Below are 16,575 nucleotides of genomic sequence, written 5' to 3'. Positions count from 1 at the left end.
AATGAAAATTTTTATTTCAATATTCCTCTTTTGCAGTCTGTCTTTTGTTTCCTTTAGTCAGACAGATCAATTCAAATTGCTTAGTGATTCCAAATCTTTAATCAGCTCCGGACGTTTTGGTGAGGCGATTGAATTATTGAACAGATTCGTTGCAGCTAACCCACAATCAGCTGAGGGTTTTAACCTTAGAGGAATTTGTCACGAGAAACGTGGTAATTATGAACAGGCGGTTTATGACTATCGAACCGCAATAAGAATTGCACCTGATGACAAAGAAATTTCCGAAAATCTTAAACGAGCTGAGAATGATTGGTATAGATTGTTGTATAATCAGATTGAAGGTTACAAAAGGGAAATAGCAATAAATCCTGCAGCTCCAAAAAATTATCTGGAAATCGGAAAGTGTTATAAAAATTTAGGTGAATGGAATGAAGCTGAAATCTGGTATGATATCTATCTGGAAAAGGAAAAAGCATCAGCGGATGAAATTCTTCGTTATACAGAAATTCTTGCAAAGAATAATCATATCACAAAAGGTGAACCTTACTTAAAAGAATATGTTGAGAAATATTCTGATGATCATCGCCTTTGGTCAAGATACGGATATTTTCTTTATTGGCTTGGAAAATCTAAAGCAGCAGAAAATGCTTTCACACAGGCATTGCAAATTCGTCCTTTCTTCAAAGAAGCTTTGGATGGTTTGGATTTAGTAAGAGGGAAGAAAATTTTATATACTGTGAACGATACAACTTACAAATTTGGCAAAGGCAAAAAAGAAAAAGTTTATCTGATAGATAATTATTTAAAGTTGCTGACAAAAAATCCTGACAACGATGAATTGAGATTTAAACTGATTGAAGAGTTCATAAAGTATAATAGAATTGAAGAAGCTTACCAGCAGTTAGGACTATTGAAAGAGAAATATTCTAATGACAGTAGATTTAAAGATCTTCAATCAAATGTCATCTCAAAAAGAAATGATTTGATTGATCGGCAAATTGATGAAATAAAAAACACTTTATTTAACAATCCTTACGACAAGAATGCGGTTTTAAAGTTAGCAGAATTACTCAGCTACAGAAATAAACTCGATGAAGCAGTTGAGTATTTGAGTCAGTTTTTGCAATTAAATGATGACGATGATGTTAGGTTCACATTAGCTAAATATCAGCTGTGGAGCTCAAACCTATGTGAGAGTAAGAATGAATTAGAAGTTTTGATGCAAAGAAAATATAAAAATCCTGATGCAGAATTGATGCTAGCTAAAATTTATTTATGGCTTGATATCAATTTGCAAAAAGCGGAATATCTTTTTGAAAAATATTTATCAGAGTTTCCCGATCATAAAGAAGCAGTTTCTGGTTTAATTGAAACAAAATTGAAACTCAACAACTATAATGAGGCAGAAAAAATCCTAAACGATAAGAATCAGCTTTTCACTTTTACCGAGATTGAAAATATTAATAAAAAAATAAAAGAAACGGAAAAATTATATAGACTTTCAAAAGATTTTAAAACACTTGAGCAAGCAAGAGAATTTGCTTTAAATAAAAACTATCCGTCTGCAATCAGAAAATACATTGAGTATCTGAATGCTCAACCGGAAAATCTTCAGGCGAAATTAGAGCTTGCTGATGTATATGCAGCAAATTCAGAATTTGAAAAATCGAATGAGATTTATGAACAAATTCTTATAAGTAAATACGATTACGAAATGGATAAACGTAGGGCTAAAAATATTTTCTGGAATAAAAATTATCTCTTGGCTAATCGGGAATTCAAGCGCCTCTCATTAAAATATCCTGATGATGTTGAGACAAAATTATTCCTCGCCGATTCCTATTTATTCAGTGGTGAAAAAGAAAAAGCAAAATCAATTTATTACGAACTACTTAATCAATCTCCTGAATCATATATACTTAACCAAAGATTAGTCTGGCTTGGAGATAAGCCATCAAGCTCAGGTTTTAATTTTTCATTTCAAATCGTTCCCTCCGCAAACTATTTTAATGATAATCAGGATTTTACTTATTCCGGACAATCTTTCCTGATTAGAACAGCATTAACTGATAATTTTGTATTTGGAGGGGCAATCCACAGAGGTGGTCTTTCTTCACTTAGTGAGGAAAGGACCTTATATCTGGTCAAAGGAATGCTTAATCTCAGAATTTCTGAGATGATTAATACAGAAGCATCCTTTGGCCAAATATTTTTTAATTCTAAAGAGAAACAATTTTTTGGTGAATTCAACTTAACACTAAATAATCCTGATAATTTTTCATTCAGAGGTTTTTATAAAAGAACTGATGCTGCTCTTGAATTATATTCACCTGCATTGGTTGATAAAAGATTTTATCTGAATTTCACAGGATTAGATTTATCAATTTATCCGGGAATGAATTTTATTATTTCTTCACGATATCATTTAATCCTGCCGGAGGATAAAAATCAGGGACATCAATTAGTCTTCAGATTTGGTAATAAAATTCTTCCACGATTTACTGTTGGTTATGAATTCTTTTATTACACTTATAAAGATTTTTCTAACTTCTATTGGTCACCGGAAGATTTTATTTCTCATTCATTATGGCTTGAATGGAAAATATTCAATTCATCAAAAGCTTATTTAAACATTGGTGGTAAAGCTGGAATCATTCCTGAAAATAATTATGTTTTATCTGAAGCTTTTACTGATTTCAACTATCACTTTATTCAGAATTTATCCTTTAATATTTATCTCGCCGGAGGTAAAACATATCGGAAAGAAACAGGCGGTTACGGATCATTTTCTGTTTTGTCATCCTTAATTTTTTCCTTCTGAAAATGCTTGTTTAGTTATGATACAAGCAAGTAATTATTTCCTATAATGGTTCAGAGAGAAAAAATTCTAACCTTAAAAAACTGTTAAAATTCGCACTTTATGGCATTATTGTTGCCCTAAGTGTAATAATTTTTTCCAATCTAAAACGAGTTATATTACGGTTAAGAGGGCTTACTACATATTTAATCAACCGGAGAATGAACAGAAGGGAGAAAATTTAGAGCGAAAATATTTACGAAGAATAGTGTTTAGTGGTTTGTTTTCCTTAATTCTTCTTGTAATTATTTATCTGACATTACCACTTACAGTTCTTTCGGTTAGCGCTCTGATTGAATACTCAGTTATTGTTGCACTGGTAATTTTCCTTTTCATTCTTCTTGTGAGATATTTTGCCATTCTCATTATGGCTTATCTCTATGTAAATGAATATACTTTTTCTGAAGAAGATACTGACTTTAGTCCTTTTGTTTCAGTTATAGTTCCGGTTTATAACGAAGAAAAAGTTATTCGTGATTCAATAAACTCACTTTTAAATCTTAATTATTCAAATTATGAAATTATCATAGTTAATGATGGCTCTACCGATAACACAAAATCAATTTGCGAAAGTCTTGTCGGATTAAGGAAAGGGAAATTCTCTAATGTTAAAATAACTTTGATAAATAAAGAGAATGCAGGTAAAGCGACAGCGCTTAATACAGGAATTGCTTTTTCAAAAGCTGATTTTGTTCTGTGTATGGATGGTGATTCACAATTGCTGCCTGATACACTTAAAGCTGCGGTAAGACATTTTGCCGATGAAAAAATTGGTGCAGTTGCCGGAAATGTTAAAGTGCTTAATCGTAAAAAGTTTCTGACAGATCTTCAGGCACTTGAATACATTGAAGGATTAAATATGGCAAGAAGTGCCCAGAGTTTTTTGAGATTGGTGAACATTATTCCGGGTCCAATTGGAGTATTCAGAAGAAAAGCACTTGAAGAAGCAGGATTTTATTCAAGCGATACTTTTGCTGAAGATGCTGATATTACTCTTAAACTTTTATCCAAAGGTTGGAAAATCTATTATGAACCTTTGGCAGTATCATTCACCCAAGCTCCAGCAACACTTCAGCAGTTGTTGAAACAAAGATACAGATGGACAAGAGGCATACTTCAATCTGTTCGAAAACATAAAAGATTTTTATTTAATCCGACATTAAACTTTGGATATTCATTTGTTTTATGGACAATGTTTTATGAAGCTCTTGTTTGGCCGGTTATGAATATTGCTGCAAATGCTTTTTTTATAACTGCAGCACTTGTCTTTGGATTTTCGAATTTACTGTTTTTCTGGTGGGCCGGACTTGCTCTACTTGATATGATTACTGCTCTTTATTGTATTGCAGTAGAAAAAGAAGAATTCAGATTAATCTGGTACGCAGTGCTTTACAGAATGGTTTTCATTCTGATTATAGATATATGTAAAACGATGTCGACAATTGAAGAATTCCTCGGTATTCGTATGACCTGGGGAAAATTAGAAAGACAAACAAATACAATAGTTGCTCCTATTTCCGGTAATTAGATTAAGGTAATATAATGGAACTTATCCCGATACTTTCTACGATTATTCTTGTTGCAACAATCAGTACCTTTTTGCTTGCAATCGGGGCTTATATTTTGTACAAAGTTCGAGAAAGAAAATATCAAAGGCAGATTGAAACTCAGCCAACAAAATATCAGGCAGAAGTTATTATGCCCACAGAAACTCAAAGCCCTTATGTTACTCCGATGCCTCAACCAGTTTTTGCAGAACAACGTGTTACTTATACTCCGGAAGAAGTGAAAAGAACTCCTCAGCCATCACCGGCAGCATTTACACCACCACCAAAAGAATATTCTCCTTCATCAGTTAAAGTAGAAGAACCTCCCAAGAAAAAATTAACCGATGAAACCAAATTTATGAAATACACTTCTGAGGGATATATTACTCCACAAGAGGATAGAAGCTCAGGAGCCGTAAAGTGGAAGTAACTAATCGCAAATATGGAATAAGAATTAATTTTCTGTTCTTACTATTAAGCGGAATCATAATTCTGCTTTCCTCTATTCTGATATACCTTTTTGTACTTCGCGGAGTCTTCGGAAAATTTAGTGTTTATGATTTAATCCCAACAGAACAAACAATCAAAAGTTTGTTTACTGGAAAGAAGAATGACACCGCAATTCTTTACTCCGAATACACACAAAATGTTTTGCCAAAGGGAAGCACCTGGTTAGTTGATAACATTTCAACCTGGAAAAAATTTCTCTCAAATCTTAATGTTAATTATGAAGTTGTTGATGATAAGAAAATTGAATCGGATGATCTTTCAGATTATAAACTTATTGTTCTTCCAGGAATAAAAGCCTTGAGTGAAAAGGAAATAATCAAACTAAAAAAATATCTTGAATCAGGAGGAAGTATTTTTGCAACTGGAGGAATTGCCTCCTACTCTAATGATGGTAAATGGAAAGGTTGGCAATTTCTGAACGAAGTTTTTGGAATTAACTTCACAAAAGAAATTAGTGTAAATGAAATTTATAAAATTCATACACTTCGTGGTGGCTTACCACTGACTGCAAATGTTCCAACCGGATTTCCATTAAAAGTTGCAACCTGGGATAGACCAATGGCAGTCGAGGTTCTTGATCCTCGTACTACTCAAGTAAGTTTTTGGTATAACTACAAAGCAGAATATGGACTCGTTAGAGAAGAAATTAAAAAAACTGCTGGAATCGTTTATGGCAATTATGGAAAAGGTAGATTCGTTTGGATGGGCTTTGAAATAAATTCTGTGATTGGTTCTCAGGATGACTATGTTTATTTCGAAAAACTATTTAATAATTCTGTCAATTGGCTTACTTACTCTCCGATAGGATATGTTAAAGATTGGCCTACAGGATATAATTCTGCTGCGATAGTTTCATTCATAATTTCTGATGATTCAAAAAACATTGACAATGTTTTGCCAGTAATCAGAAGAGAAAACATACCTGTTACTTTTTTTGCAAATGCAGAATTAGCAAAAAGTAATCCTGAACTCATAAAAAAACTTTCTGAGTATGGTGAGATTGCTTCTATAACAGACATCGGTTATGTAACCTCAGTAAATGATCAGATAAACAAACTGGATTCATTAGAACTTCAGATAAAAAAAATTGCTGAATCAAAAACTACTTTAGAAAATATTTCTGGTAGAAAAGTTAAAGGTTTAATCCCACTTTATGGATTATTTGATCAAAACACTATTACAGCCGGAATAAAGAATGAATTGAAATATTTAATTACCGATTCTCTTACAGATAGGTCAGTTCCCAAAACAATAATCAGAGGAAAAAACAGAATTCTTACTATAACCAAAACTGCAAGAGATGACTACGAAGTCATCAGAGATCTTGGATTAACGCAACCGGAGTTTCAATTTTATACTTATCAGGAAGATATCGATAGAATTTTATTCGAAGGTGGTTTGTATGTATTGAAGCTTCACACAGATTATCAACTGAAGAATGAATTTGTACAGGTTGTTTCAGATTTAATTGCTGAGTTGAAATCAAAAAATTTCTGGATTGCTTCAGCATCCGATATACAAAGCTGGTATGAGAAAAAAGATTATGTGGAAATAAAAACCGAGAAAAGAGGGAATAGTCGTGTGGCAATTAAAGTTTCAAACCCTGGCAATGAAATGATAAATAATCTTGTGATAGATATTGACTTAAACGAAAAAGTAAAAAACTTAACACTTGATTCAGAAATAATTGGAACTCGTCCGGCATCTATAAAGCATAACGATGGCTCACAGATGTTGTATTTATATATTGATAAACTGGATGCTGGAGAGTCAAGAATTTATTTCATTGATTACGATAGAGTTACAAGCTGATTTTAGAAAATGATGAAATTTATATCGAAAATAATTTTGATTGCACTTTCTTTTACAACTGTTTTATTCTCACAAAACAGAATTGCAATAGTTTTACCAGCCGATATAAGAGAAACAAACAAAACTTTAGAAACAGAATTAATCAATGATATTACTGCATTTGAAATATTTCTTACGCAGAACAAAATCAATTATTCGGTTATTTATTCAGATGAGTTAACAGACAAAATATTGCAAAAATTTAATGGTCTGATTTTCCCAACTTCAGTGAATCTCTCTGAAGATAATTACTATTCGATTGAAGAAGCATTAAAGAATGGAATAGGAATTATATCGTTTGGAAATTTCAATTATTCTGAGGATGATAGTCGACTCGATATCTGCAATATACTCTATGGTGTTAAATCGCAGCAAAATTCAGAATCAAATAATCAGAATTTTTTTCAGCATTTTCACATAAACACAAATTTATTAAGACCTGCAAATGATTTTGAACTTTTAATTTCATCAGCTTCCGTAAAGAATTTATATGAAGTTAATAACAATACTGTTTTTTCATTTGGATGTTATGATGATAATAATCAATTGACCACTTCATTTTATGGATTTAAGTCTTCAGGAAGATTTGCCCATTTCGGGTTTTCTTTCAGTAAAATCATTAGTGACAAAAAATCAGTAAAAGCTTTTGAGAATTTATTACTAAGTCTTTTTAGCTGGATACAAAAAGATTCCGGAATATGGCTAACAGAGACAAATGATAATGAAAATTATTATTTATTTCTGCTTGATTTAACAAAAGGTTCTTTCCTCAATTCAGCAACAATAAGTAAAATATTCGAGAAGAATTTAAAAGTAGTGATTGCATCCGATAGTCCTGAGAAATTAAATGCAATTTACAATGAGTACGATGATAAAGCTTATTTAGCATTGAAATTCAATTGTACAAACAATATTGATACGCTGATTAAAAATATAAATTTGGTAAAAAACAAAATTGATTTTTTAATTCTTGAAAATAACTGTTTAGATGAACGGGATATTAAAAGACTTTCGTTTGCAGGAATAGAAACCATTTTAATCAGAAACGATGATAAATTTTATTTCAATCCTATCTACAATGTGCTTTCAGTTTCATATTCATCAATTGTTACTTCTTCCTGTACTAGAAATAAAATTGTTATTGTAGAATATCCAGAGAAGCTCAGTTGTGAAGAAATGCAACTTGACAATTTCCTGAGCAAAATCTCAATATTGCATACAGAACAAAACTATTTTAATCGCGATAAACTTATTAATGATTTTCTAATTTCTGAATTAACTGTTAATACTTTTCAACGCAGTGGTGAATTTGTAATTGAAATAAAAAATACAACGGAGTCAGAAATCAGAGACTTGGATCTCATCATAGATTACAAAGAGCTTCACGACAAAATGATTTATGATTTTAAGGTAAATGGTCAAAGCCGGTTTATTCAAAAAGATTCTTTAACCGGTTATTACAGAGTTAGATTAAATTCAATTGCTCCAAAGTCAGATATTCGTGTTAACATACTAATTGACGACAATATTTAGATAGTAAAATGAGAATTAAATTTGAACAAATAATCTATTTTATTTTACTGCTCATTCTCCTTTTAGTTAATCTGTCAATATTCTGACAATTGGACAAATATCTAACTGGGGTTTGATAGCTTTCTGTAATAATATAGTTTTAATAATTATTTTAGTTACGAGTAACAAAAATTTTTTGGCGCAGAAACAGTCTTGGACAAAAAGCAAACTAACATTTCAGAACTTCTTCATCCTGTAATTGAATCAATTCCAAATCCTGCAATTATTCTATCTTTTGATTTAAAGACAATCCTATCTAATCGATTATTTGATGAGTTAATAAGTCGAAATAAAATTTACGACGCTCAAAGACTATTTAGCTTAAATATTTTAGAAGAGATAAAAAAGAAATTTCTAACGCTTAGGGAAACAAACATTCCACAAAGAATTTTCTCGGCTACATTAAATTTTGAAGATAGAGAACTTCAAACTGATCTAACAATTAACAGACTTCAGTTTGAAGATGAAGATTATTTTATGATAACATTTTTATCAGAAGAATTTTCAACTAAAGATTTTAGTGATATTAAATTGACTTTTACAGATGAAGTTAAACGATACATTGACGAAGAACTGATTGAGTTTTTTTCAGAAATAAGTTCGTTACTACCTTTGACTCTGCTGGTTAAAAACAGACTAAAGAAAATTCTGGATGAAAGACCTGAAATAATTTGGCTGAAAGATGAAAACGGTAAACTATTCCTGTCAAATAAAAATTATGATGAAGCAATCGGTATAAACTTAGATGAATTAAAGAATCGAAGCACAGATTTGCTTCTCTTTCCTTATCAATCAAATCTTATTCGCTCTTCGACTGAGTATCTGAAATTAACAAGGAGACCAATCGTTTTAGAAGGACTTAAGTTCACTTCTGAAAAAGCCAATGGAAAAGCTTTGGTGTTACTACCAGTAACAGACAAGCAGGGTAAATTCTACTACTCTGCTGCAATTATTTCACAAGCTAATATTTTAGCTAAAGAAAATCAGAAGATTTTTGGCAAGATTTTTTCAGAAGTACCTTTGCCGATTCTAATAATTTCGAAAGATGGATTAATTCAGCATGCTAATGAAGAATTTATTAAATTGGTGGCAGAGAAATCAGAAGATTTGTTGAATCAGCACATTCAACAATTTTTTCCTTATTTACTTACAGAGAATCTTAGTTCTTTTTTAGAAAGCGAACTGAATGATGAACAAATTCAGATTGACGAGAGCTTTAATCCTGTTGATTCTGGTTTTGCAAAATATTTTCTGAAAGTTAAAAAGCATTTTGATTCGCAGGGGAAAATTGAAAATCTGATTCTGTTATTTTATCCTGTTGAAAAAGTTGATGATCTTGAACATTTAATCAAGCATAGAGGAAGAATGTTTGACATATTAATCCAAAAAAATCCGGAACCAATATTTATTTATGATAAAGAGAATCTTAAATTTCTTGAAGTAAATGAAGCTGCACTGGAGCTCTATGGTTATTCAAGAGATGAGTTTCTGCAACTTGATTTAACTGACCTTTATTCACCCGAAGATATTCAAACCTTGCTTGACTCTTTTAACGAATCGGAACTTGATAAAAAATTCAGCAGACCGTTCAGGCATAAAAGAAAAGATGGCAGTACGGTTTTTGTTGAAATCAGTCGTTCGGAATTTAAATTCAATGATAAAGATGCTCACTTTACAATTGTTCGTGATGTAACCGATAAAATTGAAAAAGAAAAACAAACAAAAGTTTTTCAGACGGTTTTTGATTCTACTTCAGACCCTGTAATCGGAACTGATGCGATGGGCTTTATTAAATTCATCAATAAAGCTGTCACAGAAAGACTTGGATATCAGGAAAAAGATTTAATTGATTCTTCATTCATTAGCCTGGCAAAGGATGATGAGCGAGGTTTGGTTAATACAACGATCTTCCAATCATCATTGATAGAACCAATCACAGTACGACTATCAATTAAAAAATCTGATAATCAGATTGTAGAAAGTGAATTGATCGCAACACCTTTGCTTGATATTAATAATGAAATCGAGTCGTTTACAATTATTTTAAAGTTACCTGATATAAAAGAAACCCAATCTGAAACTAAAGAAATTGTAAAAGAAGTAATCAAAGAAGTTATAGTTGAAAAACCTGTTCAAGTAGGAAAAAGTAAAGAGATTCCTGAATCCTCATTTTTGTCCGGAGTATTTCACGAGTTGCTTACACCGTTGAATGTAATCTTTGGTTTCTCACAGGAGATAATTGATAGTCTTACAAATCCAACTCCCGAACAGCAGGAAGCTGCAGAGATAATAAATCAAAACCGCATTAAGTTACTCGATACTATGAATTCAGTGGTTGAGTATACAGAAATAATTCAGGAAAAATCTCCGATTAAAATTCAATCAGTATCTATTACAGATATAATTGATAAGATTGACAGACAAATAAAAGATTTAGTGGGACTTAGCGAGATAGAATTTGGCTATGGAAAAATTTCATCTTCGCTCTCTTTTGAAACAGATAAAGATAAATTTGAAAGAATGATTAGTGGATTGATTAAAGTGATTGCAAGGATTACACGCGAAAAGAAAATATATTTCTCTGCTTTTTCTCTGGACAATGAATCATTCATGATTTCTCTAAGTGATCAATATGGTTCTATCTCATCATATCTTTCCAACACTCTCGAAAAATTATTTGCTGAAGATCGTGATCCTAAAGATTTGGGTGCTCCAAAACTAACAACTCATCTTACAAAATTTTTTGTTGACTTGCTGGGAGGAAAATTCACCAAACAAGTTAACTTCGCTGGTAGAACTGAATGTGGTTTTGTTTTTCCAATTAAGCTTAGTGAAAGACAATCAGTTGAGCAGCAGGAAGTATTTCATTTTGAACAACCAACAGAGACTCAGGTTGAAAGTCCTGAGATCCAGGAACAACCTGTATCTGAAGTGCAACAGGAAGCAGAAAAAGAAGTAGAAGCTCCAAAAGAAATTCTACCGGAAGAAGAGTTCGAACCAGTTACTCCTGTTTCTGAATTATTAACCTCACAACTTCCCGAATCTGAAAAAATTGAAAAGCCAATACTTGAGCAGGAAGACGAACTTACTGAAATATCAAAAGAACTTGATAAAGATCTTGAAGAAGTGAATGAAGGAATTGAAACCACTGAAACAACCTTAACAGAAAAACAAAAAGAAATCGTTCCGCCAACACTTGATCTATCAAAATTAAATTGTCTTTACATAGAAGACCAGGTTGACTCACAGATACTTTTCAAAGTTCAGTTAAAAGGATTGAAAGATATTCAGTTTGCCCCAAGTTTCGAAGATGCCTTACCATTGCTTGATAAACAAAATTTTGATTTCATTGTTATTGATATTAACCTTCAGGGTGAATACAATGGGCTTGATGCACTTAAGTTAATTCATAAAATGCCAGGTTACGAAAATACTCCAATAATTGCTGTTACTGCCTATGTTCTGCCTGGTGATAAAGAAAAATTTATTGCTGCAGGTTTTGATGATTTTATTGCCAAGCCAATCTTTCGCGAAAAAATGATCGATTCATTGCAGAAAATTTTCCTTTCTAAATCATAGCTTACATAAAAATTTTGCACATCCTCTTTTCTGAAATATCAGGAAAGAGGATTTTTTATCCCACTAAACAAGCCCTTGACAATTAAAGCCAGCTGATTTAAGTTTACCATACAAATGTATGGTATTTTATTTATTAACTATGAAAAAAGAACTGACACAAATACAAAAGCAAATTCTGGATTTTCTGATTGAACAGAAAATATCCAAAGGAATTCCACCAACACTTGCTGAAATTGCCTCACATTTCGGATATAAAAATCGTGCAACAGTTCAACAGCATCTTCAGGCAATAGAAAAGAAAGGATATATCAGAAAAAATCCGAAGCTTTCCCGTGCAATTGAAATTACTGTTGAGGAAAAATTTTTCATACCAAGACCGGTTCTTGGAGAAGTTGCTGCAGGAAATCCGTTAACAATTTATCCCGATGCAATCGATACAGTTGAACTTCCAACAATTGCAAGAATGCCTAAGGATTCTTTTCTGCTTCGTGTAAAAGGCGATAGCTTGAAAGATGCATACATTTTCAGCGGTGATATTGTGATTGTTAATCCGAATCTTGAACCCAAAAACGGACAAATAGTTGTTGCAATACTTGATGATGCGGCGGTGGTAAAAAGATTTTATAAAAAGAAAAATGAAATCGAATTGGTTTCTGAAAATCCTGATTATAAACCAATTGTGATTGATAAGAAATATCCTTCATTTAAGATTGTAGGAATAGTGGTTGGAGTGTACCGAAGTATGAGTAAAAAGGCAGTATAGAAAAAGTTTAAAGTTATTCTGAAATATTTATTCGTTTTGTTATTTCTTCTTTAAGCAAGTTAAATTTATTAGCCAAATAGAACTTTCTGTCTTTTTCGTCGAGTATGGAACCTAATGTTACTTTAAAGTCTTGTTCTTTGAAATTACTAATTATTTGAAGTGCTGCTTTCAGTAAAGATTTATCAGATGGAAGTTCAATTCCTCTCATCAAGAGAAACTCGATATCAAATGCGTCACGTATAATCTTGCGTGAAAGTAATGCTTCAAATTTATTTTTCATCATTTGGTCGAGTGTTAGAGCTTTTACCATTACTTGTTTGGTGGTGAATCTTGAAAAAGCGATTTTATATTCCCAGTCGAATTCTTTCTGTTCTTTTCTGATTTCGATTTTTAATGAGCGACTAACAGATGGTGATTTAAGTTCAAATAAAAGAGTATTTCGTTTATTCATAGAATCTGTAAGTTTATAATTATCAGCCAGGTGTTTACGAATCAATTGATATATCTGTTTACTGTCCGATGAAATATCTAACCAGAAATCGAGATCAGTAGAGTAGCGATTAAGATTATGACAAAGCCGGAGCATAGTGCCACCACCAAAATAAAGATATTCAAGTACTTTAATGCTGTTAAGTAATTCAAGAATTTCAATTTCAAGTACTTCTAAATTTTGTAGCGTTTGCATAGCTTTTCCCAAAATTTAATTGTTATAGAATTGGAATTTTTCAGATATGAATTGACCAGGTCTATGTTTAGCTTTTTGAAGTTTATTGATTCAAAATCAGTACTGTATTTTCCTAAAGAAGTTAGATACACAGAATCAGCAAATGCTTTTTCAGGTTGAGCAATGAAGAAATTATCTGAATTAACAAATCCGGAATAGAATGATTGTTTAACTTTATAAAATCTGAATTCAATATTATTAACTACCTGATTTTTTGTTCTCTTTAATGAAATTGATTCAATTACATTTTGCAATTGCTGTGTGGTAATATTGTAGTAGCTCAATGCTGTGCTAAGAGAAATATATGAAGGAACTTCAATAAAGTTTGCTATTTGAAATAATTCTGATTCTTTAAGCTCTTTGAATTTTGATACAGATATGTAAAGATTTCTTTTAATTCTGATTAATAAGCCGGACTTACAATATCTGTTTGCTGTTACTTTTGCAGATTCCTTACTTATTGATAGCTGATTGGCTATATCATTTATAGTAAGGAATATTTTCCTGGAATTATTTAATAAAAATTGTTTCATAACCAAAGTATAGAAAATTAACACTATTGTTAACTTAGTATACTTAGCACTAAAAAGCAAAAAATTAAGTATGTCAATTAAATATTACATAGGAACTGCTGGCTGGTCTTACAAAGACTGGGTGCCAAGCTTTTATCCTAAGAATCAATCAGGCGGATTTGATTGGTTACAGTTTTATTCACACTACTTTAATTGTGTTGAAGTAAACTCAACTTACTACACATACATTAGTCCGAAGATTGTTGAAGGCTGGATTAAAAAGGTTGAAAATTCGGATGAGTTTAAATTTCACATCAAACTTCATCAGGATTTTACACATAAAAGAAAATTCGATGAACAAAATGTTAAAGCAGTTCGTTATAACCTTGATATTCTGAAAAAGTCAGAACGACTTGGTGGTTTACTGATTCAGTTTCCTTACTCGTTTTCATTTGATGGTGCTTCAGTTCAGCACATACAAAAGATAAAAGATATATTTTCTGATATAAGTTGTTTCGTTGAAGTTCGTCATTCGAGCTGGAGAAATAAACGCGCATTGGAATTCTTCAGTCAGAATGATTTAACACTTTGTACAATTGATCAACCGCAAATAGGACAAGCGATTCCATTTGAACCAATAGTAACAAACGATAAAGCTTCAAACGATAAAGCTTACATTCGTTTTCATGGTAGAAATGTGGAAGCATGGAAAAAATCATTATCAAACTTTGGCAAAGAACAAACTTATGAAGAGCAAAGCTCAAGATACAGTTATCTTTATTCACCAGGAGAATTAATTGAGATTGTACAAAAGATAAAATCAATTGAAAGCAAAGTGAAAGAAATAAATGTAATTATGAATAATCATCCGAAAGGTGATGCAGTTGCAAATGCCTTTGAGTTGATTCATCTGCTGCAAGAAAAAACAAAAGTAGAAATGCCTGAAACAATTATAAAAGCTTATCCAAGATTAGAAACCCTATTAGCTACCCTTAGTCAATAGCACACAGATGACACTGATTTAACAGATAATCACAGATTTAATTTCATAAATAAAGGAGTAGCAATGAACGATTATTTATTTCAAGATTTGACATCTAAAATCATTTCTTGTTTCTATAAAGTTTATAATAAACTTGGCTTTGGATTTTTAGAAAAGGTTTATGAAAATGCACTTTTGATTGAATTGACTAATAGTGGATTGAGAGTTGAGAGACAAAAACCGATAAATGTTTATTATGAAAATCAATTAGTTGGAGAGTATTTTGCAGATTTGATAGTAGATGATAAAGTTATCATTGAATTAAAAGCCGCTGAAGCTCTAATCGAAGAACATGAACTTCAACTCATAAACTATTTAAAAGCTACAGATATTGAAGTTGGTTTACTATTAAACTTTGGGAAGAAACCCGAAATCAGAAGGAAAATATTTACCAATGATAAGCGGAAATAGTTCTATCTGTGTTGATCAGTCTAATCTGTGTCATCAGTGTGCCATTGACTTATGCGTTTAATTCTTCACCTCGATCTTGATGCTTTCTTTGTTTCGGTAGAGAGAATTCTCGATCCGAAGTTAAATGGCAAACCTGTAATTGTTGGTGGCGATCCAAAATACGGAAGAGGAGTTGTCGCTGCCTGTTCATACGAAGCACGTGCTTTTGGTTTACACTCTGCTATGCCGATACGAACTGCTTACAAACTTTGTCCACACGGAATTTATTTGCACGGACATTTCGAAGAATATGAAAGATATTCCAATGCAGTTAAAAGCATTCTTGAAAGATATGCTCCATTGATTGAACAGGCATCAATTGATGAGTTTTATATTGATATGACAGGAACACAAATTATTTATGGCTCTATGTTTGCATTTGCATCAAAACTTCAAAAAGAAATCTGGGATGAACTTCATTTGCCTTGTTCAATTGGAATCGGAAGTAATAAAACAGTAGCTAAGATTGGTTCTGATTGTATGAAACCAAAAGGGATTACATACATAATTCCCGGAATGGAAAAAGAATTTCTCGCTCCGATGCCAGTTGAAGCAATTCCCGGTGTTGGTAAAGTAATGAAGCAACATCTTAATGAAAGAGGAATTTACAGAATTGCCGATATAACAAAACTTTCTGCTGATTATTTTTCAATTGCTTTTGGAAAGTATGGAGTTGACTTATGGAGAAAAGCTCACGGTGAGGGAACAGAATATCTGACAATTCAAAGAGAGAGAAAAAGTATTTCAAGAGAAACTACTTTCGGTAAAGATGTAACAAGTGATGAAGAACTTAAACAAACACTATTTTATTTAACGGGAAAAGTTTGTCAGTCACTGCGTAAAAGGGGTTGGGAAGCATCAACAATTGAAATCAAACTGCGTTATATTGATTTTCAAACATTAATTCGTTCGAAAACAATTTCTCCTACTGATGATGATAAAATTGTTTTTGATACCGCCTGGGAATTACTACGAAAAGCAAAAACACGAAGAGTTGCGGTTAGATTAATTGGTGTGGGCCTGACAAATTTTTCTCCGGCAAGTGAACAGGAATTTTTATTCGAAGATTATGAATTGAAAAGAAAGAAAATGTTTAAAGCAGTAACAAAAATTCGTGATAAGTTTGGATATGAATCGTTAAAGTTCGCAGGGACAATTAAAAGTTAAG

12 protein-coding genes are annotated in these 16,575 nt (G+C 32.0%); 10 read left to right on the top strand and 2 right to left on the bottom strand.

Going from position 1 to position 16,575, the window contains the following annotated elements; genetic code table 11:
• The first annotated feature begins 1 nt into the window (after position 1).
• The 7 genes from Q0X14_RS04760 to lexA all read left to right on the top strand — a co-directional run bounded on the left by Q0X14_RS04760 (position 2) and on the right by lexA (position 12,679).
• Entirely contained in the window at positions 2–2,821 is a 2,820-nt protein-coding gene (locus tag Q0X14_RS04760; RefSeq protein ID WP_297843163.1) for a tetratricopeptide repeat protein, read from the top strand.
• Positions 2,822–3,077: 256 nt separating this feature from the next.
• Positions 3,078–4,385, top strand: a complete 1,308-nt coding sequence (locus Q0X14_RS04755) for a glycosyltransferase (protein ID WP_297843160.1) — start codon at positions 3,078–3,080, stop codon at positions 4,383–4,385.
• Between the two features lie 14 nt (positions 4,386–4,399).
• On the top strand, positions 4,400–4,834 hold the full coding sequence (locus Q0X14_RS04750; protein ID WP_297843157.1) for a hypothetical protein: 435 nt from the start codon (positions 4,400–4,402) through the stop codon (positions 4,832–4,834).
• Complete coding sequence (locus Q0X14_RS04745) at positions 4,825–6,726, top strand: polysaccharide deacetylase family protein (protein WP_297843155.1); 1,902 nt, start codon at positions 4,825–4,827, stop codon at positions 6,724–6,726. The genes Q0X14_RS04750 and Q0X14_RS04745 overlap by 10 nt, the downstream gene beginning before the upstream one ends.
• Before the next feature lie 9 nt (positions 6,727–6,735).
• Entirely contained in the window at positions 6,736–8,298 is a 1,563-nt protein-coding gene (locus Q0X14_RS04740) for a hypothetical protein (RefSeq protein WP_297843152.1), read from the top strand.
• 192 nt (positions 8,299–8,490) lie between these two features.
• Positions 8,491–11,916, top strand: a complete 3,426-nt coding sequence (locus Q0X14_RS04735; protein ID WP_297843150.1) for a PAS domain S-box protein — start codon at positions 8,491–8,493, stop codon at positions 11,914–11,916.
• A 139-nt stretch (positions 11,917–12,055) separates the two neighbouring features.
• Positions 12,056–12,679, top strand: a complete 624-nt coding sequence (gene lexA / locus Q0X14_RS04730) for a transcriptional repressor LexA (RefSeq protein ID WP_297843147.1) — start codon at positions 12,056–12,058, stop codon at positions 12,677–12,679.
• A 13-nt stretch (positions 12,680–12,692) separates the two neighbouring features.
• Here the strand turns inward: lexA and Q0X14_RS04725 are convergent, their stop codons facing one another.
• Together Q0X14_RS04725 and Q0X14_RS04720 are read right to left on the bottom strand one after the other, a co-directional pair.
• Entirely contained in the window at positions 12,693–13,364 is a 672-nt protein-coding gene (locus tag Q0X14_RS04725) for a nucleotidyl transferase AbiEii/AbiGii toxin family protein (protein ID WP_297843144.1), read from the bottom strand.
• Entirely contained in the window at positions 13,343–13,936 is a 594-nt protein-coding gene (locus Q0X14_RS04720) for a hypothetical protein (RefSeq protein WP_297843140.1), read from the bottom strand. Before Q0X14_RS04720 ends, Q0X14_RS04725 begins: the two co-directional genes overlap by 22 nt.
• A 70-nt stretch (positions 13,937–14,006) precedes the next feature.
• Here Q0X14_RS04720 and Q0X14_RS04715 point away from each other — a divergent pair, with 70 nt between their 5' ends.
• From Q0X14_RS04715 to dinB, 3 genes are all read left to right on the top strand, one after another.
• On the top strand, positions 14,007–14,918 hold the full coding sequence (locus tag Q0X14_RS04715) for a DUF72 domain-containing protein (protein ID WP_297843138.1): 912 nt from the start codon (positions 14,007–14,009) through the stop codon (positions 14,916–14,918).
• A gap of 63 nt (positions 14,919–14,981) precedes the next feature.
• A complete protein-coding gene (locus Q0X14_RS04710) occupies positions 14,982–15,368 on the top strand; it encodes a GxxExxY protein (RefSeq protein ID WP_297843136.1) in 387 nt (128 codons plus the stop codon).
• Positions 15,369–15,419: 51 nt separating this feature from the next.
• Positions 15,420–16,574, top strand: coding sequence for a DNA polymerase IV (dinB, locus tag Q0X14_RS04705; protein WP_297843133.1), 1,155 nt, complete (start codon positions 15,420–15,422; stop codon positions 16,572–16,574).
• Position 16,575: the final 1 nt, after the last annotated feature.

Origin of the sequence: Ignavibacterium sp. (assembly GCF_025998815.1) — a bacterium.
Lineage (GTDB): Bacteria > Bacteroidota > Ignavibacteria > Ignavibacteriales > Ignavibacteriaceae > Ignavibacterium.
The sequence above is the reverse complement of the archived record's forward strand: the minus strand, read 5'-3'. Positions and strand labels throughout refer to the sequence as shown.

Excerpts from the sequence above, each read along its gene's own strand:
- lexA (WP_297843147.1), top strand. The coding sequence starts at position 12,056 with ATGAAAAAAGAACTGACACAAATACAAAAGCAAATTCTGGATTTTCTG.
- Q0X14_RS04715 (WP_297843138.1), top strand. The coding sequence starts at position 14,007 with ATGTCAATTAAATATTACATAGGAACTGCTGGCTGGTCTTACAAAGAC.
- dinB (WP_297843133.1), top strand. The coding sequence starts at position 15,420 with ATGCGTTTAATTCTTCACCTCGATCTTGATGCTTTCTTTGTTTCGGTA.
- Q0X14_RS04740 (WP_297843152.1), top strand. The coding sequence starts at position 6,736 with ATGATGAAATTTATATCGAAAATAATTTTGATTGCACTTTCTTTTACA.
- Q0X14_RS04720 (WP_297843140.1), bottom strand. The coding sequence starts at position 13,936 with ATGAAACAATTTTTATTAAATAATTCCAGGAAAATATTCCTTACTATA.
- Q0X14_RS04750 (WP_297843157.1), top strand. The coding sequence starts at position 4,400 with ATGGAACTTATCCCGATACTTTCTACGATTATTCTTGTTGCAACAATC.
- Q0X14_RS04760 (WP_297843163.1), top strand. The coding sequence starts at position 2 with ATGAAAATTTTTATTTCAATATTCCTCTTTTGCAGTCTGTCTTTTGTT.
- Q0X14_RS04710 (WP_297843136.1), top strand. The coding sequence starts at position 14,982 with ATGAACGATTATTTATTTCAAGATTTGACATCTAAAATCATTTCTTGT.
- Q0X14_RS04725 (WP_297843144.1), bottom strand. The coding sequence starts at position 13,364 with ATGCAAACGCTACAAAATTTAGAAGTACTTGAAATTGAAATTCTTGAA.